General features: G+C 34.3%; 32 protein-coding genes. 13 read left to right on the top strand and 19 right to left on the bottom strand.

Annotation, left to right across the window (positions count from 1 at the left end; translation table 11 throughout):
- Positions 1-148 precede the first annotated feature (148 nt).
- The 6 genes from AMET_RS10570 (at position 149) to AMET_RS10545 (ending at position 2256) form a co-directional block, all read left to right on the top strand.
- Positions 149-508 carry a YcbK family protein gene (locus tag AMET_RS10570; protein WP_012063275.1) on the top strand — a complete coding sequence of 120 codons (360 nt, stop codon included), beginning with the start codon at positions 149-151 and terminating at the stop codon, positions 506-508.
- A gap of 24 nt (positions 509-532) precedes the next feature.
- Entirely contained in the window at positions 533-865 is a 333-nt protein-coding gene (locus AMET_RS10565) for a hypothetical protein (protein ID WP_012063274.1), read from the top strand.
- Positions 866-914: 49 nt separating this feature from the next.
- Positions 915-1139 carry a DUF1659 domain-containing protein gene (locus AMET_RS10560; protein ID WP_012063273.1) on the top strand — a complete coding sequence of 75 codons (225 nt, stop codon included), beginning with the start codon at positions 915-917 and terminating at the stop codon, positions 1137-1139.
- Between the two features lie 54 nt (positions 1140-1193).
- Positions 1194-1424 (top strand): DUF2922 domain-containing protein, encoded by a 231-nt coding sequence (locus AMET_RS10555; protein ID WP_012063272.1) that lies wholly within the window; start codon positions 1194-1196, stop codon positions 1422-1424.
- 143 nt (positions 1425-1567) lie between these two features.
- The gene (locus tag AMET_RS10550) at positions 1568-1912 is read left to right on the top strand and encodes a hypothetical protein (protein ID WP_041720646.1); all 345 of its coding nucleotides are present in this window, start codon (positions 1568-1570) and stop codon (positions 1910-1912) included.
- A gap of 2 nt (positions 1913-1914) precedes the next feature.
- A complete protein-coding gene (locus tag AMET_RS10545) occupies positions 1915-2256 on the top strand; it encodes a hypothetical protein (protein ID WP_012063271.1) in 342 nt (113 codons plus the stop codon).
- A gap of 120 nt (positions 2257-2376) precedes the next feature.
- Here the strand turns inward: AMET_RS10545 and AMET_RS10540 are convergent, their stop codons facing one another.
- Entirely contained in the window at positions 2377-2760 is a 384-nt protein-coding gene (locus AMET_RS10540) for a retropepsin-like aspartic protease (protein ID WP_012063270.1), read from the bottom strand.
- A 1-nt stretch (position 2761) separates the two neighbouring features.
- Entirely contained in the window at positions 2762-3004 is a 243-nt protein-coding gene (locus tag AMET_RS10535; protein ID WP_012063269.1) for a hypothetical protein, read from the bottom strand.
- A gap of 304 nt (positions 3005-3308) precedes the next feature.
- Between AMET_RS10535 and AMET_RS10530 the strand changes: the two genes are divergently transcribed.
- On the top strand, positions 3309-4514 hold the full coding sequence (locus AMET_RS10530; RefSeq protein ID WP_012063268.1) for an IS110 family RNA-guided transposase: 1206 nt from the start codon (positions 3309-3311) through the stop codon (positions 4512-4514).
- A gap of 398 nt (positions 4515-4912) precedes the next feature.
- Here AMET_RS10530 and AMET_RS10525 read toward each other — a convergent pair whose 3' ends face one another.
- The 6 genes from AMET_RS10525 to AMET_RS10495 all read right to left on the bottom strand — a co-directional run bounded on the left by AMET_RS10525 (position 4913) and on the right by AMET_RS10495 (position 8949).
- Entirely contained in the window at positions 4913-5371 is a 459-nt protein-coding gene (locus AMET_RS10525) for a GNAT family N-acetyltransferase (RefSeq protein WP_012063267.1), read from the bottom strand.
- 37 nt (positions 5372-5408) lie between these two features.
- The gene (locus tag AMET_RS10520; RefSeq protein ID WP_012063266.1) at positions 5409-5897 is read right to left on the bottom strand and encodes a GNAT family N-acetyltransferase; all 489 of its coding nucleotides are present in this window, start codon (positions 5895-5897) and stop codon (positions 5409-5411) included.
- Between the two features lie 122 nt (positions 5898-6019).
- Positions 6020-6550, bottom strand: coding sequence for a flavodoxin domain-containing protein (locus AMET_RS10515; RefSeq protein WP_012063265.1), 531 nt, complete (start codon positions 6548-6550; stop codon positions 6020-6022).
- Positions 6551-6677: 127 nt separating this feature from the next.
- Complete coding sequence (locus tag AMET_RS10510) at positions 6678-7217, bottom strand: hypothetical protein (RefSeq protein ID WP_012063264.1); 540 nt, start codon at positions 7215-7217, stop codon at positions 6678-6680.
- Positions 7218-7506: 289 nt separating this feature from the next.
- Positions 7507-7965, bottom strand: coding sequence for a hypothetical protein (locus AMET_RS24330; protein WP_049765246.1), 459 nt, complete (start codon positions 7963-7965; stop codon positions 7507-7509).
- Between the two features lie 321 nt (positions 7966-8286).
- On the bottom strand, positions 8287-8949 hold the full coding sequence (locus AMET_RS10495; RefSeq protein ID WP_012063261.1) for a hypothetical protein: 663 nt from the start codon (positions 8947-8949) through the stop codon (positions 8287-8289).
- Between the two features lie 454 nt (positions 8950-9403).
- Here AMET_RS10495 and AMET_RS10490 point away from each other — a divergent pair, with 454 nt between their 5' ends.
- From AMET_RS10490 to AMET_RS10480, 3 genes are all read left to right on the top strand, one after another.
- Complete coding sequence (locus AMET_RS10490) at positions 9404-9634, top strand: hypothetical protein (protein ID WP_041720640.1); 231 nt, start codon at positions 9404-9406, stop codon at positions 9632-9634.
- On the top strand, positions 9634-9975 hold the full coding sequence (locus tag AMET_RS10485) for a type II toxin-antitoxin system PemK/MazF family toxin (protein WP_012063260.1): 342 nt from the start codon (positions 9634-9636) through the stop codon (positions 9973-9975). The genes AMET_RS10490 and AMET_RS10485 overlap by 1 nt, the downstream gene beginning before the upstream one ends.
- Positions 9976-10041: 66 nt before the next feature.
- Positions 10042-10344, top strand: coding sequence for a hypothetical protein (locus AMET_RS10480; protein ID WP_041720638.1), 303 nt, complete (start codon positions 10042-10044; stop codon positions 10342-10344).
- Positions 10345-10571: 227 nt separating this feature from the next.
- Here AMET_RS10480 and AMET_RS10475 read toward each other — a convergent pair whose 3' ends face one another.
- From AMET_RS10475 to AMET_RS10445, 7 genes are all read right to left on the bottom strand, one after another.
- Positions 10572-11462: a S8 family peptidase gene (locus AMET_RS10475; protein ID WP_012063258.1), complete on the bottom strand. Its 891-nt coding sequence runs from the start codon at positions 11460-11462 to the stop codon at positions 10572-10574.
- A gap of 308 nt (positions 11463-11770) precedes the next feature.
- Entirely contained in the window at positions 11771-12439 is a 669-nt protein-coding gene (locus tag AMET_RS10470) for a CPBP family intramembrane glutamic endopeptidase (protein WP_012063257.1), read from the bottom strand.
- 312 nt (positions 12440-12751) lie between these two features.
- Positions 12752-13159 (bottom strand): fosfomycin resistance glutathione transferase, encoded by a 408-nt coding sequence (locus tag AMET_RS10465; protein WP_041720632.1) that lies wholly within the window; start codon positions 13157-13159, stop codon positions 12752-12754.
- A gap of 521 nt (positions 13160-13680) precedes the next feature.
- A complete protein-coding gene (locus AMET_RS10460; protein WP_198135420.1) occupies positions 13681-14523 on the bottom strand; it encodes an ATP-binding protein in 843 nt (280 codons plus the stop codon).
- Positions 14456-15307: a hypothetical protein gene (locus AMET_RS24325; protein WP_012063254.1), complete on the bottom strand. Its 852-nt coding sequence runs from the start codon at positions 15305-15307 to the stop codon at positions 14456-14458. The genes AMET_RS10460 and AMET_RS24325 overlap by 68 nt, the downstream gene beginning before the upstream one ends.
- 129 nt (positions 15308-15436) lie before the next feature.
- Positions 15437-15754 (bottom strand): helix-turn-helix domain-containing protein, encoded by a 318-nt coding sequence (locus tag AMET_RS10450; protein ID WP_012063253.1) that lies wholly within the window; start codon positions 15752-15754, stop codon positions 15437-15439.
- 61 nt (positions 15755-15815) lie between these two features.
- A complete protein-coding gene (locus tag AMET_RS10445) occupies positions 15816-16004 on the bottom strand; it encodes a helix-turn-helix transcriptional regulator (protein WP_012063252.1) in 189 nt (62 codons plus the stop codon).
- Positions 16005-16831: 827 nt separating this feature from the next.
- Here AMET_RS10445 and istA point away from each other — a divergent pair.
- Genes istA through AMET_RS10430 form a run of 3 tightly spaced genes read left to right on the top strand, consistent with a single transcriptional unit; the run spans position 16832 to position 19344 of the window.
- Positions 16832-18400 (top strand): IS21 family transposase, encoded by a 1569-nt coding sequence (gene istA, locus AMET_RS10440; protein ID WP_049765184.1) that lies wholly within the window; start codon positions 16832-16834, stop codon positions 18398-18400.
- Positions 18388-19131, top strand: a complete 744-nt coding sequence (gene istB, locus AMET_RS10435; RefSeq protein WP_012062302.1) for an IS21-like element helper ATPase IstB — start codon at positions 18388-18390, stop codon at positions 19129-19131. Before istA ends, istB begins: the two co-directional genes overlap by 13 nt.
- 24 nt (positions 19132-19155) lie before the next feature.
- Positions 19156-19344 carry a hypothetical protein gene (locus AMET_RS10430; protein WP_041720379.1) on the top strand — a complete coding sequence of 63 codons (189 nt, stop codon included), beginning with the start codon at positions 19156-19158 and terminating at the stop codon, positions 19342-19344.
- Between the two features lie 17 nt (positions 19345-19361).
- Here the strand turns inward: AMET_RS10430 and AMET_RS25775 are convergent, their stop codons facing one another.
- From AMET_RS25775 to AMET_RS10415, 4 genes are all read right to left on the bottom strand, one after another.
- Positions 19362-19502 (bottom strand): hypothetical protein, encoded by a 141-nt coding sequence (locus AMET_RS25775; RefSeq protein ID WP_157047229.1) that lies wholly within the window; start codon positions 19500-19502, stop codon positions 19362-19364.
- Between the two features lie 208 nt (positions 19503-19710).
- Positions 19711-20007, bottom strand: a complete 297-nt coding sequence (locus tag AMET_RS10425; RefSeq protein WP_012063250.1) for a hypothetical protein — start codon at positions 20005-20007, stop codon at positions 19711-19713.
- Between the two features lie 110 nt (positions 20008-20117).
- Complete coding sequence (locus tag AMET_RS10420; protein ID WP_041720630.1) at positions 20118-20306, bottom strand: hypothetical protein; 189 nt, start codon at positions 20304-20306, stop codon at positions 20118-20120.
- Positions 20307-20667: 361 nt separating this feature from the next.
- Positions 20668-21108 (bottom strand): hypothetical protein, encoded by a 441-nt coding sequence (locus AMET_RS10415; RefSeq protein ID WP_012063249.1) that lies wholly within the window; start codon positions 21106-21108, stop codon positions 20668-20670.
- Positions 21109-21163: the final 55 nt, after the last annotated feature.

Below are 21163 nucleotides of genomic sequence, written 5' to 3'. Positions count from 1 at the left end.
ATTTACCAATCCCTTCTATGAATTACTAATTAGTTTCGAACAAGAAAAAAGATTCCATCCCTTGTCACTGACCCAATTGATCACCTTGCTGAATTCACCAAACCCATGGGTTATAATGTAAAAAAAGCCAAGTATAGGAGGAGTACAGATGAATCAAATTCAAATTGATAAAAACTTTCAACTCCGAGAATTTCAGTGTCTTGGAGGTAGTCAACTGGTCAAGTTAGATCATCGGTTGATTGAAAAGCTTCAACAGCTTCGAGATCAGGTAGGTAGCCCCGTCATTGTCACTTCAGGCTTTCGAACTCCTGAGCATAACAAAAGAGTTGGAGGAAGTCTAAATAGTCAGCATCTGCTAGGTCGGGCTGCAGATATCCAAGTGCCTGGTTATTCACCAGAAGCCATTGCTCAAATAGCAGATGCCTTGGGATTCACTGGAGTCGGTATTTATGCCACCTTTACCCATGTGGATGTGAGAACCACTGGTCAGTCCCGCTGGCAGGGATAAAAACTTTTACAAGGAGGTGAATCAGTGCCGAATACATCACTGATCGCTAAAATTAAAAAAATCGATATCAGCAATAAAGTAGCTGCCGATACTTGGCGCCAATCAATTTCCATTGTATTAAGTGATATCGAATTAAATGATGAGAACTTGGTATCCCTTAGAAAGTTCAGACCTAACGAGGAGATATCGGTATCATTAGATCTAATGCAGCTTTCTATTTTAGGTGAAGCACCACCTAAGGAGGAAGCAATCCATGAGCTGGTTGAGCCTGATGACCAGGGAGAAGAACTCTTCACCATTGAATATGATGAAGACATACCTGAAACCGACAAAGTTATCAAAACCTTCAAATTTTAGCTATCTTTATTTTTTAATTTTATTCTCATTATGAGAGGAGGTGAACTAAATGACAATTGTAAAAATGGATGAAAGAAGAAGTGCTTCATGTCGATTTGTCACAGGTCTAACCCCTGAAGGGAATGAACAGCTGATGACAAGAACCATCGCCAACTTCAAGGTTGAAGCAGCATTAGATGATGTCTACGAAGTGGCAGGCATGGTGGCAACCCTTTACCCTTACAGTATCAAGAACATCAATATGGCTGAACGTTGTGAGTTGATCGAAGGGTAATGAAACTTGGGCCAAGCCCTGTTCATGTACTGACTCATTATAGAAGGAGAGGAGGTGTCGTACTTGAATAAATATTTACGCATGGTCTTTAAGACCGATGATGATCGCTCTGTCAGCCTAAGGGTTTCTGTTCCTAGGGATGATCTAGACGCAGCCCAAGTGAAGGCTGTCATGGATTTAATCGTTGCAAAGGATGTGATCTTCTCAACAGTAGGTAATCTAGTGGCTGTGGACAGCGCTTACATCGTTCAGACAGAAACAACTGAACTCGATGTGTCTGCCTAAGCCAAGGATTCTATTTCCATAGAATGAAGGAGGTGATTTCTCCTCGATTAGTCAATTTTAACATGATGAGGGGCATAGGATTTCCTATGTCCCTTCTTTACACTCAATCATCTTATCAAATACCTTAAGGAGGTGCCAATTCAATGAAAATGAAAGATAAAAGAGTAAAGATTTCACCTGCTAAGGCTTTATCTCTACTGATTTTCTTGATGGTAGTCACCACTACAGTCCTTTATTACTACCTCTATTGTAATCTGCTGCTGGCTAGGGGGTCTAGCCTAGAAGAAGCTTTCAACCTAGAGAAAGTGATGCTATTAATCCTGACTTTTCTGCTGGTCCATATACTACTATTTCCCCTGGCAACTATACAGAATAAATTTTCCAATGCTCGCATCCAATCCCAATCCATGGATCAATATAATCAAAAGTTTTTACAACCTAGACAACAAGACAGTGAACTTCATTGTTCCACTAAGCAAGAGGTATAACCATGGAAGTATTCTTCATTGAGTTGATTTTCTTCATCTTTATCTACCTATTCTGCTTTTTGGGGGCATTATCAAAGGATCTAGTGGATACCTTTTTGAACAAGATCCAGGAGATCCTCTTTATCAAAATTATGATTTCCTCCTTGGCTGTGACGATTTTATTATATGGTTTTTCTGATAAGTTACTTGCTAGCATATCCCTAAAGCTCTTTATTGCATTATGCTATACCATGGGATTAATTAGCTTTGAGGTTTTGGTGAAGTATAGCAGTATCAAAGAAATTGGTGCATTAGTGGAGGAAGTGTATCGGATTAAATGGAACAAAGACAAAGATAAAGGATGATCTTCTTCATGATACATAAGAGGATTTCCTTTATCTTAGATAATGCGGCTTCCCATATTGCTATACCTTCAATATTTTACCATTAGTTTGTAAAAATATAAGAGCTTTTTCCTATTCGTCTTAAAGCTCTTTTTGATATAATTGAAAATCTTTTAAATCTACTATGTAACCTCCATTAACTAGTATATCTAAACCCAACAGACCATTTATATCTTCATACTGAAATGATGTAAAGTCTAATTTACAATCCTTTATTTTATAAGTCCCTATGTTTATCTCTTCTACTTTTTTCGAAAATGCGTGTTCTTTTCCACCAATGCCATAAGAAACAACTAACTCGTCATCAGCACCCACCTTTATACCAATATCATCTACACATTCCTGAGAAAGTAAGGTCTGTGAGGCACCAGTATCAATAACAATATTATTAATCTTCTTTTTTTCTCCCTTATAAACAATTTCAATAGTTGTAAAAAGCAATTCATCTCTATATTCAACTTTCATATTAATATGCTCTCCTTAAACCTATTCTTGTCCTAATTTTAAGCTTAACTTCTTCTTTTGATGTATGATAAACAAGAATATTCTCTTTAGATTCCAAAAGTTCTCTAGTGGCATTTTCTTCGTCCACAGGGCCAATTAGAGCTATTTCATCAACATACTCAAAATCATCTTTAATATGATATTTCATGACTTGAAATTTAACGAACTGATTTGGATATAACACTCTTACTTCTTGCCATTTCATAATTATAACCATTCCTTTCGCTTCGCTCAAGGCACAAAACTTAATGAAATGTATTGGCTTTGAGCTCTTTTTTTATTATTCTAAAGTCATAGGGATATACAGTTAACTACAAATCACGGGGAGGTGAGTGGGCTGCTCCATTTTGGAGTAACCGCATAATTATATGTGTAGATTGCCTTTTCAAGCACAAATAAGTGTGCCAAAAGAGCACGCAGACTTATCTTTGTATAAACATTACTCGTTTATTGCTAGGCAATCAGTCAATGCTGTTTATCTCTATAATTCTTTGAAAGGAGTTTTCCCTATGGCTTTAAAAATTGTTTATCCTATCTGTTGTGGTATTGATGTCCACAAAACTTTTATTGTTGCTTGTGTTGCTTCAACCCAGAAAGGAGTTACTACCTACAAACGCCGCCGCTTTTCTACCTATACAAAAGGTTTGAAACAGCTGTTACAGTGGCTTTGTGAAAATAACTGTAAGGATGTCTGTATGGAATCTACAGGAAAATACTGGATTCCTGTCTTTAATGTACTTGAAGATTCCTGCAATATCACTTTAGCTCATCCTAAATATGTTAAAGCAATCCGTGGGAAAAAAACTGATAAAAAAGATGCTAAATGGATTGCCGATTTATTTAAGCATGATCTTGTAGCTGGAAGCTTTATGCCTCCTCTTGCTATTAGACAGCTTCGTGACCTTATGCGTTATCGCTTTAAGTTAACTAATTTTATGTCCAGTGAAAAAAATCGCCTTCAAAATTGTCTAACTGTATCTAATATTCAACTTGCCAATGTTGTTTCTGATACCTTTGGTAAAAGCTCTATGAGTATTATTGAGAAACTTCTAGAAAATCCTTTGGATACCAGTTTCGACTTGGAGCACCTTATCCACGGCTCTATGAAGAAAAAACTTCCTGAACAAGCTGCAAAACTTAAGGTGATTAAACAACACTATGAAGATCTTCAATCTCGTAAAGCTGATCTTGAAAAAATTATTCTTTCTCTTTCCGAGCCCTACGCTCAAGAAATTAATTTAATCTTAACTGTTCCGTCTTTTAAAAACATCTTTTCAGCCATTGCTGTGGTTTCAGAAATAGGTGTTAATATGGACGTGTTCCCGACAGCTAAGCATCTATGTTCTTGGGCAGGGCTTACACCTACGAATAACGAAAGTGCCGGAAAGAGAAAATCAGTAAGGATCTCAAGAGCTGGCTGTTACATTAAACCTCTTTTAGTTCAATGTGCAACTGCTGTTGTAAAAAGCGAAAAGCATCCTGAAATCCGTAACCGTTACTTAAGAATCAAAAAACGTCGTGGTCATAAAAGGGCTATTATTGCCATTGCAAGAATGCTTCTTACAGCTATTTACCACATTCTTAAAAAGAAAGAGCCCTACAACGCCGATTTGTATAGAAAATCTGATGTTCTTCCAGTTAACCGTGAAATCACGGTAGAACAAGCTATTTTTCTAGCTAAAAGTCAGGGATTCCGTATTATGGTCCCAGTCTAGTTTTTAATCTGCTTTTTTCAAAAAGTCATCAAACGATGGCTTGTTTGCTATGCTCATTTACTTTTCAGGTTACTCTAACTACTTATTTCAGACTTAACCCTCCATTCTTTGTAATGGCTAATCTATAACTTAATTATATCATAATACTTTAGTTGTTTGAAACCCACTGGGAAACTGGACCTAAGGTTTAATCCCATGGAAAAGTAATGTCATCGTCACGGTAGACATGCCTATTACCTGACAGGGACTCTCACCCTGCAAGAGATGCCGAGCTTTGCTTGACGCACTAACGGTCTAAGGCTTAGCGATTTCAGAATTTCCCTTAAAACATTCTTTCCTCTATCTGCTAAACCTCTGTTATTTGAGGTAGTCCTTGTAAGCCTTTGCTTAATTAGTAATTAATCCTTTAAGCTTTTTTTGTAAATTTTATCATATTCACCGGAATAAGTTATCCCTCTATCTATATATTCCCATCCTATTTTCTCATAATAATTCTCTAAATCTGTATATAAGTATATTTCTTCATATCCAATACGCTTTGTATAACTTAGCAAATAAGATTGTAATTGTTTTCCTATGCCTTTACTTCTATAAGCAGGTATAACATATAATGCTGATAACCAAGGAAATAAATCTTGTCTACTAACCATATCACATCTCCATAACCCAATGGTTCCTACTGGTTTTCCATCATCTAATGCTATAAAGGTTTGGGGTAAGTTTGTCTTAATTAAACTGTGATTCAATATACTCTTGAAAAATTCGATATTATCACTAGTTCCCCATTCTTTGCACAGCCACTTGGAAATCGTATCAATATGTTCTTTGTAATTTGATAAGTGCTCAATTTTAACCATTACAATATTCCTCCATCAATAAATTTAATATATTCTCTTAACTCAAATTGTAGACCATTAGATATTCATCTTCAAGCTCTGAGACTATTTTAAAACCGATATTCTGATACATTTTAACTGCATAATTTTCTTTTTGCACAGCCAACGAAGTCTGTTTATAACCTCGAGTCTTTAAATGATATATCATTTGTTTCATTATATCCGTTCCAATACCTTGATTTCTGTATTCCTTATACAAAGAAATAGCAAATTCGGGTGTCTCGCGGTCTATGTTTCCAAATCCTTTGATTTCTCCAGCTAATATTCTTGTCCACACTGCACCAACAATTTTACCATCTATCTCTACAACTAAGCATAAATCATCTGACTTTCCCCAATTGTTAATATATATACTTAATTCTGGCTGTTCAATAACATCTCGCGGCAAAAGATTCTTTTCGTCTGTTTGAAAAATGGCTTCATATAGCATATCTTTAAGAATACCCACTTCATCTGGTTTCATTTCTCTAATCAAGTAATTGCTCAATTTTCCATCCTCCATTTATTTATACTTAGGCTTTACATAAACGTCCACACATGCTTGTACCTCCTACATAAAGTAATAGAAATAATTTTACTAGACACTATTCTACAAATTTAAATGAATAATTATTCTGATAACTGTCTGACGTAGTGAATCAATGGTTTTATGACTATTTGATTTGAATTATCATATGAGTTACTAATTGCTTCCATTGTTCCTTGTTCAACTGAATTCTTATCCTTCTTTAATCTTAATACAAAATTAAAGCAGTTCATTATAATCTTATCAATAATCCTCATATCTTTATAATTCATGCCACTCTGAAAATAGAAAAAAGGTATACTATGTCCACACGGAATATTTGCTTGTTCGAATTTTTTGACCTCTTCAACAGCAGAAGCGGGAGTTGCTCCTGTGGCAAAAATAATTAAATGATTATTTCTAAATCGTTCAAGGTTGTTTTTTATGAATTTAATACCATTAATCTTGTTGGCGTGCATACCACCTCCAAATATTATTATGTCATATTTAGTGATCTCAGAAATATGTGCATCTTTTAATTCAATCGTAGTACAATTTAGTTCTTCTTGTATCCATTCTGCATATTTTTTTGTAAGTCCCGAGTTCGACTTATATACTAATAAAACTGTCTTCATTATTGCATCCCCCATAATTTGAAATTATAATAATACTTCTTTTAAGAGCTAGCCAGAGCCGCAAATCCTCGTGTTATGTAACGCTGACATATTATTACTTATTTTGAAGCAGTATTAATGATCTCTTTCACCATTGACCTTTATATAAAATTCTTTCTAGAACTGCTACAATTCCCGTTGTTATAATATTTAAAGTTATTATCAAAGTTATTAGATGATTTTTTGACATAGTATACTTTTTTAAATATCCATATATAATTGGTATTTCTATAACTAATGTCATGAATAAGTATCCAAACATCACAATATAAAATGGTCCTTTATCGAACGCATATTTCCATGCCTCTAGCCAATTTCTGGCAAATATTCTCATCTCATATGCTCTCATGACAGCAGGAAGAATAAACGAGGCCAAATTGGCAGCAATAACGATCCCTAGAACCTTAATTCTCTTCCATTCTATGTTTTTTAACTTCTGAAAACATAAAATACCTGTATACTCAATTGCCAAAGTGGAAATTATTGCAACCGGTAATAATTCCTTGGGACTTGAAGTCAGCCATCTCCACGACGAATTAGCAAATACAACATCTGTTTGATAAGCAAAACAGAAAAATAAAGATATTCCAAATAAATATATCAATTTTAGTCTCTTTTGAAATTTCATTCAATTATCTCCTTTTCAACAAAATCTACTATTTAATTAGTCTTTTAAAGAATATCCGATGTTATATAGCGTTCTGAGACTTAGCGACGTCGGACTTTCCATAAAACCTTCCCTCCAATGTCTGCTAAGTCTCTGTTGAACTGGACCCCAGAGCATCACTTCTTTGGCGGTGCTTGCACCCAGTGAGTCGATGTGGTGCTCTGCCCTTTCCCTAGACACGCACTCCCCAGCCCCCTTGTGGGAGTGTGTTTTTAATTCTAAATCTGTAGAGTTTAAATCATAACAAATACTATTTCTCAATGGATTCACTATTATGATTATCCTTATTAAAACTGGTTATAATTGTATGTCCTAATATCACCTGGAAGACAATAATAAAATTACTATTTCCCTTTGTCAATAAAATGCTTATAGGTTGAGACCATATATTATTTAAAAATAAATTATTGTAAAATATAAAAATAGAAAGTGAAAAATATAATGCTGGAACACCCATCAATACAATTTTGGGAATATTTATTACCCATTTTCCTTCTTTCTTTATTTCTTTAATTAAATGCTCTAACCCTAGTAATAAGCCTATGATTCCATAAAAAGACATTGCTATAATATTTTGCAAATAAATGTTATAATCAAAAGTTTCCATAGTATTTTTTCTGATACTTACAAAAACATGATGTCCCCAATATACCATAATAATTATTGATAGAATTATAAATAAGTACTTCAACCACGATTTTTCGTTCATAGTATTCACATCCTTATTTAAAATTCAACCTACTATTCCAACATCAATTCGAAGGCAATATTTTTTACTTAGAGATGTCACAGTCACGGTAGACACGCCGTTTACCTGACTCACTTGACATTCTTCCTGGTGGAGCTTGATTCCCAGTGAAGGGATACGATCCACTGACCTTTCCTTTGCCGCATGCCTATCAGCACCTTTATGCAAATGTATTGTTAGTCGATGTCAGATATTACTCAAATAGTATACATTCTATTGTTTTGAACTGAATTATGCTACTTAAGTAATTTTTCTCATTTATGCCTAATAATTCTATTAAATTCAAGTACGCTGATTTATAGAAACTTCTATTGGTTCTATCAGTAATTGATTACTTTCTAAGAAATGGAATAAGTTATCTATCCCTTTTTTAAACGAATCAAACTCTTCTTCAGTAATCAGCTCATTGCCAATAGGTGTAAGAATCATTTTATTTATTATAGAATCATAGATAGAAGAATTATATCCACTATTATTCATAGAGTTATTTGCAGCACTATTAGTTTTAAGTGCTTTAAATTTATTACTTAAGCTACTTGTTGTTTTTATTATATTTGTATCCGATGAATACTCCTTAATAAGTAATGTTTCTATATTGTTTTTTGTTACTTTCAACAATAAGAGATATCCTCTGGCTTTAACAATCTTATAAAGGCTATCTTCAAAATTGAACCACCTGTCAAATTTAGGTCTTAAGTTATTCTCTAATGTCTTTTGATTTTCCAACAAAATCTCACTCTCACGCCAGTCTATAGCAACCATCATCTCTTCTTTGTCATCTTTACCACAAACTTTACATATAAATCTATGAGGAAACACAAATGGAATCCAACAAATAAATATGCCGAAGGGAATAAATAATAGAAAAATACAAATAAACAAACGTGCGCCTATAGACGACGTTCTCTCAACATTATCACTATAACACTCTGGACAAACTTTCATAGTCATAACTCCTTTTCAACACTTAATCTATTTGAAATATACTTTTATTAATACTTAATATATGCTCATTCTAATAAATAGCTATAAGTATCTCTTAGCGATTGAAATCAAAAATTTATTGAAATTCCTGTTAACATACAAGAAAAACTTTTTTCTGAGTCGGGTAACGTCCCAGTATTACCAACGTTCACTCACCCATAGAACCTACCCTAATCAGAGTGAATGTGCGTAGCGAATGGTAATACATTGTTAGCCGATGTCCCACATAGTTGAAAATTTTTACCTCCACTGTCCTGTTTTCTTTATTTTACCATGTTCATACAGTAAATTCTACAAAATATGTAATTATATGTCATCATGATTAAACATATTCATTTATTATCAATAATATATTGTATAAATTTGGAAAAAAGTTTACTTATAATTGATTTAAGCGGATCGGGAGTGATATAATGTGAATAAGAACAATATAAACAATTTAGATTCACATACAAAAGATGAAACGATCAAGGGGGATGATAATATGGAAGCATTAAGAGAGGACTGTCTAAGTCTACAAGAGTGTTTAGACAAAATTTCGAGTAAAACAAAGATTCTTGGCGGAAAAAATGGAATAATTAGTTTGAGCAAAAAAAATCCCGAACATGTTCAATGGTATCAAAATGAGGATGATGACAATAAATAATGGATAATTTTGGAGATTTATATTTAGTACGAATTGCCTTTGATGATAACCCACATGTTGCTAAAAATAGACCAGTTTTCCTTGTTAATCATCTTTCTGAATCTAAATTGTACACCATCGCTGAAATTACTAAATCTTCACCCAAGCGACCCCCGACATACTTCGACCAGTATAAAGAACCTATCAACAAGTGGAAACAAGCGGCCTTGGACAAAAAGTCTTATGTCAAAACACACAAGTTACATAATGTTGGTTATGACAAGTTGTTTAGAAAAATTGGTGAGACTGCTCAAGAAGATGCGATTAGAATAGTAAACAGAATTGTTGAAGTTAATATATAATACTTACCACAAGACTCTTGATTAATTTCAAGGGTATTTTTGTATGCAAAAAAAGGAGGTGATTTTGTGAAAAAAGAAACTGCTCAAGTCAATGAACAGTTGGAAGAAAACAATCGCAAGAAATTGATTACGCTTTTAACAGGAAGAGTTCAACCTATTGTTGAATTATTAACCTCTGCTCAGCTCCTTGTTAAAATGATGGGAACTAATATTCACTTATGTCCTCACTGTAAAAAAGGTTATATGCTTTCACAGCATGATCTAGTTTTAGCCATGGTTGATACTTCTTATTTTTTTACTAACTGCATGTTTTTTTTTAATCCTCCTTTGGGGAGGGGGCATTATGATTTCTTTCTGGTTATATATTGAAAATATTCAAATGGTATCCATAAGTGCAAAGGTTAAAATCTATTGAACATGAAAATTGTAAAGAAAGTAATAGATTGAATCTCCATAGGTTCCCCCGCGGCTATCGTTCAACAAGGTGTATCAGAAATTGAGCACTGAATTCTCGTTTAAACGGGAATTTTTTTATGCTTAACATCTGATACACCACTAAATGTTATACGCCGTTACTAATTTGATTTATTATTTTATTAGACCGTTGATTTTATGAATTCTATTGCTCTATCTAGGTTAAGCAATTTGGCACTTTTCCCATTGATATAAATAGTATCTGCCTTCTTCAAAATAATCCTCATTGCTTCCTGTGGAGATAGGTCTTCATCCAAGGCCATTATCAAGGATACTGCACCCGAAACAATTGCTGTTGGGAAGCTAGAACTTACTTTATCGTTTGTATCAACAGCAAATATATCAATATCTTCTACGTCTATATTTGATCTATAGTTCAAGTTTCTATCTAGACCAGCTACTGAAATTACTCCTTCAAAAGCAGCAGGATAGAATAATTTATTTCCATTAGTTCCAGCTGAGGCTATTAACAATTTTCCTTCTTTCAGAGCATATTCTACACCTTCTCGATATCCCTCATACGATTTATTGTTGATAGGTTCTTTCCCAATACTCAAATTTATAATATCTACACCTTGGTTAACAGCCCATATAATGCCCTCTGACACAATCTCTGGTTTATCCAGCATACTCTTTCTAACCTTCACTGGTAATATATTAGCATAAGGATTTATCCCTATTTGGGGAGAGGCGATAAGATGAGCTAGTACTTTTCCATGTCCATGTGTATCTTTAGTATTAGTGCTACCGTCTATGGCATTATAACCCGCGATAATATTGGAATAAGGAAAATTTTCATTGGATACTCCAGTATCAACAACTGCTACGATAACACTTCTTTTAATATCTTCCCGGCTTACCTTCATTGAAAAATTATTATACTCATACCACCATGGAATATCATTTCTTGTAACATCGTATTTATCATTCATAACCCAAATGCCTTTTAATAGGAATAAAAATACTAATATTATTAATATAATAAGACTTATAAATAATTTGAGCTTTTTCATAACCTCTCCTTTTTATATTATTAATCACCATATATTTTGTAGTTACTCCTAATGACAATGGCGTATAACGGTCCGGCATTTGCAACGCCTTCGAACTGGACCCTCTTGACCTTCACTCCTGGCGGTGCTTGCACCCAGTGAGAAGAGTGTGGTGCCTGACCTCTCCCTAAAAACGTGCTGCTGGCACCCTTATGCAAATGTATTGTTATATGTTGTAGGGGGCTACCAATTTAAGGTTGACGAATGTCAACCATCCATTTTTATCAATAATTATTTACTTAAAATAATTAATATCTCATCTCCACGCTCTATAAAGTATCTACCTTATTGTTATTTGAGTTCTTTAAATAATATAAGGTTGCTCCACTATTTGCAATAATATGAAATATTATAGAATATATTATTGAGCCATTAATCTCTACAAGATTGCCAGTGAACAGCCCGAATACAAAAGCAAATAGTACTTTATTTATCGTTGCATTATTAAATTTAAATCCAAAATACTGAAAATGAGTTATACCAAAACATATAGCAGATAAAAACACCTGCAATGTAACCCCCTTTAGGATGGGGATTGGTATATAAATAGCTCTGCTCCCAACTAAGTAGGTAGCTAATGACAGAATAATTCCTCTGAATAATATTTCTTCTCCAATGGGAAAAACAATACAAAATTTGGTTATTCCCTTAAAATCTTTTTGTGGCTTGTAACCAGATTTAAGCATAAATGGAATCATTGCTAAAAGTATAAGAAGTATTTCAAAAATAGGTATTGTTTGTTTTGGGATCCTCATATAAAAAGAAATCGGATTCATAATGCTAATTACTAAAATAATCCCACACCATATATGTAAATTGTATTTTTTTAGTTTATTGCTAGATTGCTTGTTATATCTCGCAATAAACTCAAAAAACTTATAATTAAGTACGAGCATAAAAGTTAAATACATAATAGTTAATATTGCTAAAAAGTACAATTATATCTCCCCTTTGTCAAAGCTATAATTTTTTGCATCTAAACGGCGTTTTGCCCCCTATGTCATATAACGTTTCTGCCATTCCCGGCACCTTCGAACTGGACCCCAAAGGAATACCCCTTGGCGGTGCTTGCCACCCAGTGAGGAGGTGTGGTGCTCTGACCTTGCTCCATGACTGTACTTCTTGCACCCTTGTGGGAATAGCTTGTTATATGCTGTCCGCAAACACAAGATCCTTTGCTTTTTGCCAAGCCAATCCTATAATTCCTTTATAACGTATTCAAAAAAAGTTCTCAGCACGTTATTTCTTCTCTAGTAAAGTTCAAATGTTAACCAACCATTTTCCCTGACCCACTTCAACCTATCTTCTAAATTATTGTAATGTAATTCCAATTTGTGTCCATCTGGATCAAGAAAATAAAATGAATCTCCTTCTGATGAATTTTCCTTGAAAGACTTTACACCTGCACTTTCAAGCTTATCTTTCATTTTTTTAAAATCTGTAGATAAGACATTGAACGAAATATGTGTATAATCTGATTTGGTCTCTAAAGTTACTGCATCATCAACATTGAGGGCAACCCACTGGTTCCCGGCTAATAAGTACGCTCCTTTATCCCATTTTCCAACCAATCTAAGCTCTAATAGATCCACATAAAATTCCACCGATTTTTCTAAATCTGATACAGCAAATGTAATATGATTAATTCCATTAATCATCATTCATCCTCCTATAAATTTTGTTAAGAACAACAAGAAAACTAATTACCCTTTTCTACACTTGTTGATTTGAAAAATTTATTAAGTATATCGTGTATAATTCATCCAATAAACATTATTTCTTTTTACGCTTATTCCTTTTCTCAATATCAAAACAAAATTTAGCACAACATTATGCTAAGGATTGCAGATAACTCTTATATTCCTAACACGTTGGTAATACACTCGGATTTTAGGTGTTCCTGAACCGACTTCGCTAATACTCCTTATCTACTACCCTAGACTCAAACCCCAATAGCCTTCCTACTACGTTGAATAATTTAGTCTCCAGATCTCCTTACTAATTCATGTTATGACTTAGTAATCTATTAAGGCATTGAATCGTAAGGGACTTTACCATCACCTTCTTCTTCTACATAAATTTACCAAATCCTTCATCATTACCATAAAAATTGAAAAGAAGAAAGCTGGATGTTCTCTCCAGCTCACTTCTTCCATATTCACCTTTTGGCTTCTCCCATTTACTCCTGTAACAAGGACCTTAGTAGCATTGTCTTTCCCCTGCCTGCTTCGGCTCTTTTCGAAGTGTCCTGTACTTCTACTGGTATGCACATTTCCATTAGTCGATCGTATGTACGACTCACCCCATCTCTTCCCGTTAGTTTATTTTTCAGTTGCTGGAGGCTTAGGTTTGTGGTGACGATCATAGGTTTTTCTAGTCGATAGCGGCTATCGATCATTTCATAGAGCTTTTCCTGGCTCCATTCCGTATTATTTTCAGCCCCCAAATCATCTAGTACTAAGAGGGCAGCATTCTTCATAGAGTTGATGATTTCTACCTCTCCTTCTTGTCCATAGGAGCCATAGGTAGATTTAATGCGATTCAGTATCCCGATACTACTAATGGCGATAACAGGAATCAGCTCCTCTAAAAGGGTATTGGCGATGCATGAACTCAAATACGTTTTCCCTGTACCAGGAGGCCCCCAAAGTAACAGCCCTACATTCTCTGATTTGAGTCTAGACCATTCATCACAGTACTTCTTGCCTAATCGATAGAGCTTTTCATTCTCCTTCGTCCTGTTCCAGTTTTCAAAGGTACAGTGTCTAAATTTTTCATCCATGAGACTATAGCTTCTGAGTCTTTCTAGTCTGTGTTGCTGTTGTTTTTGTCTTTCATCTTTCCGCTCTTGCTCATAGATCTCACTCTTACATTGGCAACGTACATGCACCTTTCTTGACCTCCCCAGTATCTCTAAAACCATGATCTGCTTGGTACCACAGTTTGGGCATATTTCACAGCTTAAATCCGATTCCATCATAGGTATTTCTGTACTCTTCAATAGACTTGCTATTGATTCCATGATCCTTGCCTCCCCCCAAATAGTCTACAAAGGGCTTGTCCCTTCCTAAGAATGTGCTACAATGCTTGATGTAGCGTAGGTCTGTCTTTTCTTTTTTTATCTTCTGGCTGTATGCGGTGACAGCCCTCAGAAGCTGCAGTGGTGTGTATCCTTCTTTAATTCGCTGTTTGTAGCAACGATAGGCTCTAAGCTTTTCAATCTTTCGGGGATAGCACTCCCAAAAGGCTTCAAAGTCCTGACTATAGCCTTCTTTACTTGTTGTCTTTTTTTGTTTATCATTATTTACATTGTTTACATTGTTTTCATTATTTACATTATTGTTTGTGTTCTTTTCATGTGCCATTGATGTTTTATTGATGTCCTTTTGATGTGCATCTGATGTGCTATTGATGTGCTGTTGATGTGCATCTGATGTTCTTTTCTCGTCTTTATTTACGGATTCCAAATCCTCCACCCCCTGGTATTTCTCATAATTAAGGATATCAATTGATGTATATTTTGATGTGCTTTTAAATGCAATCATCTGTTCCTTATGTAAATAATCAAGAAATTTTTTTGTCTTTTTACGGGACCACCCCCATTGATTTCCAAGTCCCATAATAGAGGTAAAAAGTCCTCCTCTATTCACCTTGACCTTTTGATATCCCACTATAAATTCACGTTCACTATGATTGGCTCTTAGAAGTATGTCTACCCATGCCTCAAACTTTGAAAACTTTCGTGTTTCCTGATAGATGGCATGCTCCTTTATTTTCCGATGAAGACTGATCCATCCTTGACTCATTTGTTTTCTCTACCTCCTACCCAGAGAGAGATTGTCTTCTTGAGCTTGACAAAAAGACAGTACGCCTCTCCGTTCTTCATTTCATTGCAATATAGCTTTAAGCACCTCAATCTTTAGCACTAAGGGTTATCATGTTAACGAACATTTTAGTGTATACGCTTTCTTCTCATCCTGATGCAGAATGATCTCTTTTACATTATCTTCCTCCCATTTTTTTAATTTTCTGTAAACACCAGAATTACTAAAGTCAAATAACTTTGCAATCTCTCTATAGGTCATCTTTTCTTCCACATATAGACGCTTCATTTCTAAAATTATAATTTTATCCATTTCCTGTGGTGAAAATCTAAGTAATCCGTATTTCAGTAGGACTAAATCTGGTATGTCTTCCTGATCTTTTAAAATCACTTCAAACAGTGCACAATAATTATTGACCAATGGATCCACCTAAGCACCTCCTCGTATTTGTCTATCCTCCCGTTTGAACAACTCTCTGTTGTAAGTTTCCCTAAAAAAGATCAGAAAACAACTCCCTCATGTTGACACCAAAATACTCCTCAAACCTTCGCATGATCCTAATACTTGGGTTTCGCTTCCCCAGTTCTAGTGCACTCATATACTTTTGTGATATTCCAATTGATTTACCCACCTCACATTGGGTTCTCTTTCCCCTTAAAAAAATTAGCTTATTTCTCACCCTCTCACTCCCTCACTTTTTTTTAATATTATGTGGTGATACATTAGGTTATGTAGCGTAGTTTGTTTATATAATACATCATGGTTTGATGTTATTCAGCAGAATATTAAAAATATTTCTACAAATTATCCTGTATATTTACTACTCTATGTGGTACAGTATAAAAATTCATAATAAAGAGGGTTATCCAATGATCAGAATTAAGGAACTCAGACAAAAATAGATTTAAATCAAGCACAGCTAGCGAAGGAACACTGCCTACAAATATTGATACATAGACAGGGAGGGAGGCTTTCCCTAGATGAAACAACTAAGCGATCAACACAATTTAGCAAACTAAATTGTGTTGATCGCTTATAGGAAACCCCAGGTTCCCTTCTACCACAGCAAAGCTGTCTTAGTCCTTTATATTTACATATCTTGTGTCGCATAGAACATTTCACAAGTACAATAAATTTACCTATGATGCATTTAAAGTATTCGTACTAGCATTATTTTGAGAAATTTCTTTTATTAAATGTATACGCTAGACCACCAGTGCCTGCTATTGTTAAAATAGCCCTAAGTCCATATTTATGGTTTATACCTGTTCGTAAATTTGAAACCATTTCAGTTTCAGAAGTGTTCCCGAACCAAAGTTCAACCTGTTTAAGTTTCATAATCCAGAAATATGTTATTATAGCTAAAATAATAATGCCAATGTAACTGGTAAAATAAAAGGGAGAGATTTTGGCAAACAAAAACGGAGAATAATTTCCAATTTACTACAATAATAATATCCCTTCTGGTAGAATTAGTTAGCTAGTGACACCAGAGGAGGAATGAAATTGAAGGAGTGGAATATGTTTGCTGAAATCCAAGGATACAAGTCCAAAGGACTGAATAAATCACAGGTAGCAAGGAGGCTGGAGATCGACTATAAAACAGTACATAAATATTGGGATATGACACCAGATGAATTTGCAAGCTTAAGACAAAGAACTGAATCTAGAGAAAGGAAGGTGGACAAATATAAGGACGAAGTCTTAGCATGGATTAGAGAACATAGGGATTTATCAAGTGCTCAAATATATGATTGGCTAGAGGAAAAATATCATGTGCTGGACTTTAAGGATAGAACTTTACGACTATATGTCAATCACTTAAGGGAAGAACATAAGCTCCCTAAAGTAGTTTCAGCAAGGCAATTTGAGGAGGTGGATGAGCTTCCTATGGGATATCAAGCACAGGTTGACCTGGGCCAAATATGGCTAGATAAACCTGACAAAACAAGAATCAAAGTATATTGCTTTGGTATGGTTTTATCCCATTCCAGACATAAATACATCTATTGGATAGACAAGCCCTTTACTACCCAGACATTCATTGAGGCCCATAATAAAGCCTTTGAATATTTTGGAGGAATGCCTAAGGAGGTTGTTTATGACCAGGACAGAGTCCTAGTGGTATCAGAAAATCATGGAGATATCATATACACAGAAGGATTTCAAAACTATATTAATTCCCTTAAGTTTAAAGTGTACCTTTGCAGGGGTTATGACCCACAGAGTAAAGGGAAAATTGAAGCCGTAGTGAAATATGCCAAGTATAATTTTGCAAAGAATAGAACATTTGTAGATATTGACTCATTTAATGATGATTCGCTGAAATGGTTAGAAAGAAGAGGTAATAAAAAAGTCCATGAAACAACAAAGAAGGTACCGGCAGAAGTGTTTGCCCTGGAAAAGGAACACTTAAAGCCAATACCCACTCTATTTGTAAACACAACTAATACAAATAGTTTAACCTATCTCGTTAGAAAAAACAATACAGTTTTTTACAAGCAAAATAGATACCAAGTCCCTACGGGAACCTATTCTCCAGGGAAAGAGGTTAAATTAATTATTAAGAAAGATACCATGGAAATTAAGAACCAAGATACAGAACAGTTAATTATTGAACATAAAATCAGTCAGGATAAAGGAAAATTAGTGAAAATAGAGCACTATGATAGGAATGAGAGTAAACACTGTACAAGTCATGAAATCTACAACAAAGTGTTAAAAAGCTTAGACCATACTGAAAAGGCTAATGAATTTGTTGATGTATTAAAAATAGAGAAGCCAAGACACTTTAAAGATCAATTTGCCCTAATAATGAATACAGTAAAAAACCAAGACAAATCAATTGTTCAAAGGGCATTAAGCTACTGTATTGAAAGGAAATTGTTTAGCGCAGGGCTCTTGAAGGATGCCATACAGTACTTAAAACTTGAAGAAAACAGACAACTAAATAAGAAGTACTTTAAAGCTGACATAACTACTCCTTCAAAATATCAGGATTTAAAGCCTCAAGTACGAGATATTAGAGAATACATGAGTGCCCTGAAGGAGGATAAAAGAAAATGGAAAAATTAGAATCAATAAAGGATCACGCTAAAAAACTCAAATTGAACTACTTAAATACCAATGCAGATTCCATCGTTGAAAATGCTGACATAAACAACATTTCATATCAGAATCTTTTACTGTCAATATTAGAAAACGAAGTCGATCTCAGAGAGAAAAAGGCCCAGGAACGCAGAGTTAAGGCTGCAGGCTTTCCGGTACTTAAGACAATAGAAGAGTTCGATCTAACCTTTCAAAGATCGATTACCCAAAGACAAATCAATAGTCTTATTGAGATGGACTGGATAGATAGAATGTATAATCTAATACTTTTAGGCCCTCCAGGGGTAGGTAAAAGCCACTTGTGTATTGCATTAGGGTACAAGGCTGTAGAGATGGGCTACAAGGTTAGCTTCACCACCATGGACAATCTGATGCACTGTTTAAAAACACAGGAGATATCAAGAAAAAGCAAAGGGAAAATCAACAATGTTTTATCTTCTAGTCTTCTGATCATCGATGAGCTAGGTTACCTCCCCATATCAAGAGAAGAAGCGAACTTGTTTTTCCAATTAATATCAGCCCTTCATGAACAAACATCGTTAATTATTACCTCCAACAAAGGGCTTGAAGATTGGACCGAGTTATTAGGGGACCCCGCTTTAACCACGGCAGTGTTAGATAGAATCACTTACAGATGTGAGCTATTTAATATGACAGGTAAGAGCTATAGATTAGAACATCGAGAATCATTGTTTTAATAGATGAAGGAGGCGATTGTGATTATGTTGTTAAGAGAGAAAGATTTAAAAAAGTATTTGTTTAGCAGAAGGATAACTATCTCTGATGGCTTAAAGCAGGAATTATTAAATGAGTATGGATCTCCTGTAGAAGATGATGAAGGTCATATTTTCGAGTATACGGAGCAAGATATTTATGAGCAAATCAGAAAAGTCATAAGAGATAAAAACTAATATTCGTTTAATAAAGTTCAGTGATTATAAGATAAATTACAAGCAGTAGTGTATGGAGAGATTTGGAAATTACTATGGAAAACTATTTGCCAAAATTTCTCCAAAAACACTTGCCAGTTACAGCCAATCACAATAACTGTTTTACCGTCCTTATTCATATCGAAAAACCTCCTTTTAAAACCGATTTATTTGTAGAATATACTCTTTTTTATTTACTAGGCTTTGTTAATGGCTAATGTTGATATTTGGAAGTAAAAAAAATAATGGCTATATTGCTAATGTTTCAAGCATTTTGTGGCACATAAAAAAGATAATACGAAACCAAAAACACTTCTTAATTTTTCACAATATAATAATATTGTGCTGTTATAAAGTAAAGTATTTCTTGCTTTTTAGCTCTAAAAGTATAGGCGTTATGTTTAGCACAATAGATATAATCGTCAAAACCCATAACGCCATTTCCATAGTAGGTACAATATCTAATAAAGCCGACCAATCCTCTACTTTTACCCACTTGGATACAAGGCTGTATTGTGAACAAAGTGTTAATGCTGTAAATGACAATCCTATTGCCATAGCAAGTTTATAATCTTTGCCTGTTTTATACATATAAAGATTGATAAAAGTTGCTACTATAGCAATTACTCCTAATATTAACCACATAATTATACCTCCATTATATTTTTGTTAGTGTCACGTTTCACATCTGATACGCCTTAAAAATTAGGCATTGTGTTGGGGACTGTAGGATAGATTATTAATTATGACTATCGTTATGGAGTTTTCCTTTTTTCTTTTTTGTAGGAAAATTCAATTGCAATAAAGAGGATAACTATAAGGTGTACAATAGCACCAAAAGGACTAATTATTTTTTCGCCATACCTAATACCGTAATAAATAAGAGTAAGTATAGTAAAAAATAAAATCCATCTTGAATAAAGAAATACTTTAAATTTGTTCATAAGAAACACCTCCAGGTTAAATTTTAAAATAAGTTTCTTGAAAGTAATGTGTAATTATTTCTACTATATTATCAATTAGCATAGCTATGTCATCTTTTACATCAAATACGCAATATCACTCAACCTCTATAGCTTGTTTCTTTTCGATTAACTCAGGAAGACTATATACTATCTAGTAGGCAATAAGAAACCTAAATAGATTTATAGAGAATAGCCCAAATTAAAGCCATCGGTAAACTCATTATAACTGGAAGCATCTATACCGAAATCATCCCCTATTCAACGAATGAATGAAAAATCAATATTTCAAGAGTTATATTTCTTATGAGAGAAATTTAAAAACACCTCATGATTTCTATTATTAACTCTGCATATTTTCATCACTTAACCCTGGTTTGCTATTATTAGTGCTTTTGTAAAAGCTAGTTACCAAAGTATACCCGAACAAAATTTGAAATATATTCATTGATGTAATCCTAACAGGAAGCACTATCTGTAGTGTCTCTAATATTGGTCTTGATCCAGGTATCCATAAATACATCCACGTTAACAATGATAAAAATAAAGCTGGTATACACAGAAAGTATAATTTATATTTATCAACTTTCCAACTTCCCTCTTTCCTTTTTTCATTGAAATAATTATGAGATGCAAGTAAAATTCCGATACCCATATTAAAAACCGTTGTAATAAACATAAGTTCAAGAATAAGGGGTTTATATAGCCGCGATCGAAGCTCTGTAATGTAGTTTTCTATAAATCCTCCAGCAGCGGCATAAATGATGAATACCCCTAAAGTCAATAAATAACGTAATGCTGTTTTTTTGACATACGCTCCCTCCTTGTAATGTTTTTTA

It is taken from the genome of Alkaliphilus metalliredigens QYMF, from assembly GCF_000016985.1.
Taxonomy (GTDB): Bacteria; Bacillota; Clostridia; order Peptostreptococcales; family Natronincolaceae; genus Alkaliphilus_A; species Alkaliphilus_A metalliredigens.
Note: the sequence above shows the minus strand (reverse complement) of the source record. Positions and strands in the feature narration are given on the sequence as shown.

Coding starts and splice junctions, on each gene's coding strand:
- AMET_RS10570 (WP_012063275.1), top strand. CDS start 149: ATGAATCAAATTCAAATTGATAAAAACTTTCAACTCCGAGAATTTCAG.
- AMET_RS10560 (WP_012063273.1), top strand. CDS start 915: ATGACAATTGTAAAAATGGATGAAAGAAGAAGTGCTTCATGTCGATTT.
- AMET_RS10550 (WP_041720646.1), top strand. CDS start 1,568: ATGAAAATGAAAGATAAAAGAGTAAAGATTTCACCTGCTAAGGCTTTA.
- AMET_RS10545 (WP_012063271.1), top strand. CDS start 1,915: ATGGAAGTATTCTTCATTGAGTTGATTTTCTTCATCTTTATCTACCTA.
- AMET_RS10540 (WP_012063270.1), bottom strand. CDS start 2,760: ATGAAAGTTGAATATAGAGATGAATTGCTTTTTACAACTATTGAAATT.
- AMET_RS10535 (WP_012063269.1), bottom strand. CDS start 3,004: ATGAAATGGCAAGAAGTAAGAGTGTTATATCCAAATCAGTTCGTTAAA.
- AMET_RS10530 (WP_012063268.1), top strand. CDS start 3,309: ATGGCTTTAAAAATTGTTTATCCTATCTGTTGTGGTATTGATGTCCAC.
- AMET_RS10525 (WP_012063267.1), bottom strand. CDS start 5,371: ATGGTTAAAATTGAGCACTTATCAAATTACAAAGAACATATTGATACG.
- AMET_RS10515 (WP_012063265.1), bottom strand. CDS start 6,550: ATGAAGACAGTTTTATTAGTATATAAGTCGAACTCGGGACTTACAAAA.
- AMET_RS10510 (WP_012063264.1), bottom strand. CDS start 7,217: ATGAAATTTCAAAAGAGACTAAAATTGATATATTTATTTGGAATATCT.
- AMET_RS24330 (WP_049765246.1), bottom strand. CDS start 7,965: ATGAACGAAAAATCGTGGTTGAAGTACTTATTTATAATTCTATCAATA.
- AMET_RS10495 (WP_012063261.1), bottom strand. CDS start 8,949: ATGAAAGTTTGTCCAGAGTGTTATAGTGATAATGTTGAGAGAACGTCG.
- AMET_RS10485 (WP_012063260.1), top strand. CDS start 9,634: ATGGATAATTTTGGAGATTTATATTTAGTACGAATTGCCTTTGATGAT.
- AMET_RS10475 (WP_012063258.1), bottom strand. CDS start 11,462: ATGAAAAAGCTCAAATTATTTATAAGTCTTATTATATTAATAATATTA.
- AMET_RS10465 (WP_041720632.1), bottom strand. CDS start 13,159: ATGATTAATGGAATTAATCATATTACATTTGCTGTATCAGATTTAGAA.
- AMET_RS10460 (WP_198135420.1), bottom strand. CDS start 14,523: ATGGAATCAATAGCAAGTCTATTGAAGAGTACAGAAATACCTATGATG.
- AMET_RS24325 (WP_012063254.1), bottom strand. CDS start 15,307: ATGAGTCAAGGATGGATCAGTCTTCATCGGAAAATAAAGGAGCATGCC.
- istB (WP_012062302.1), top strand. CDS start 18,388: ATGGAAAAATTAGAATCAATAAAGGATCACGCTAAAAAACTCAAATTG.
- AMET_RS10430 (WP_041720379.1), top strand. CDS start 19,156: ATGTTGTTAAGAGAGAAAGATTTAAAAAAGTATTTGTTTAGCAGAAGG.
- AMET_RS25775 (WP_157047229.1), bottom strand. CDS start 19,502: ATGAATAAGGACGGTAAAACAGTTATTGTGATTGGCTGTAACTGGCAA.
- AMET_RS10425 (WP_012063250.1), bottom strand. CDS start 20,007: ATGTGGTTAATATTAGGAGTAATTGCTATAGTAGCAACTTTTATCAAT.
- AMET_RS10420 (WP_041720630.1), bottom strand. CDS start 20,306: ATGAACAAATTTAAAGTATTTCTTTATTCAAGATGGATTTTATTTTTT.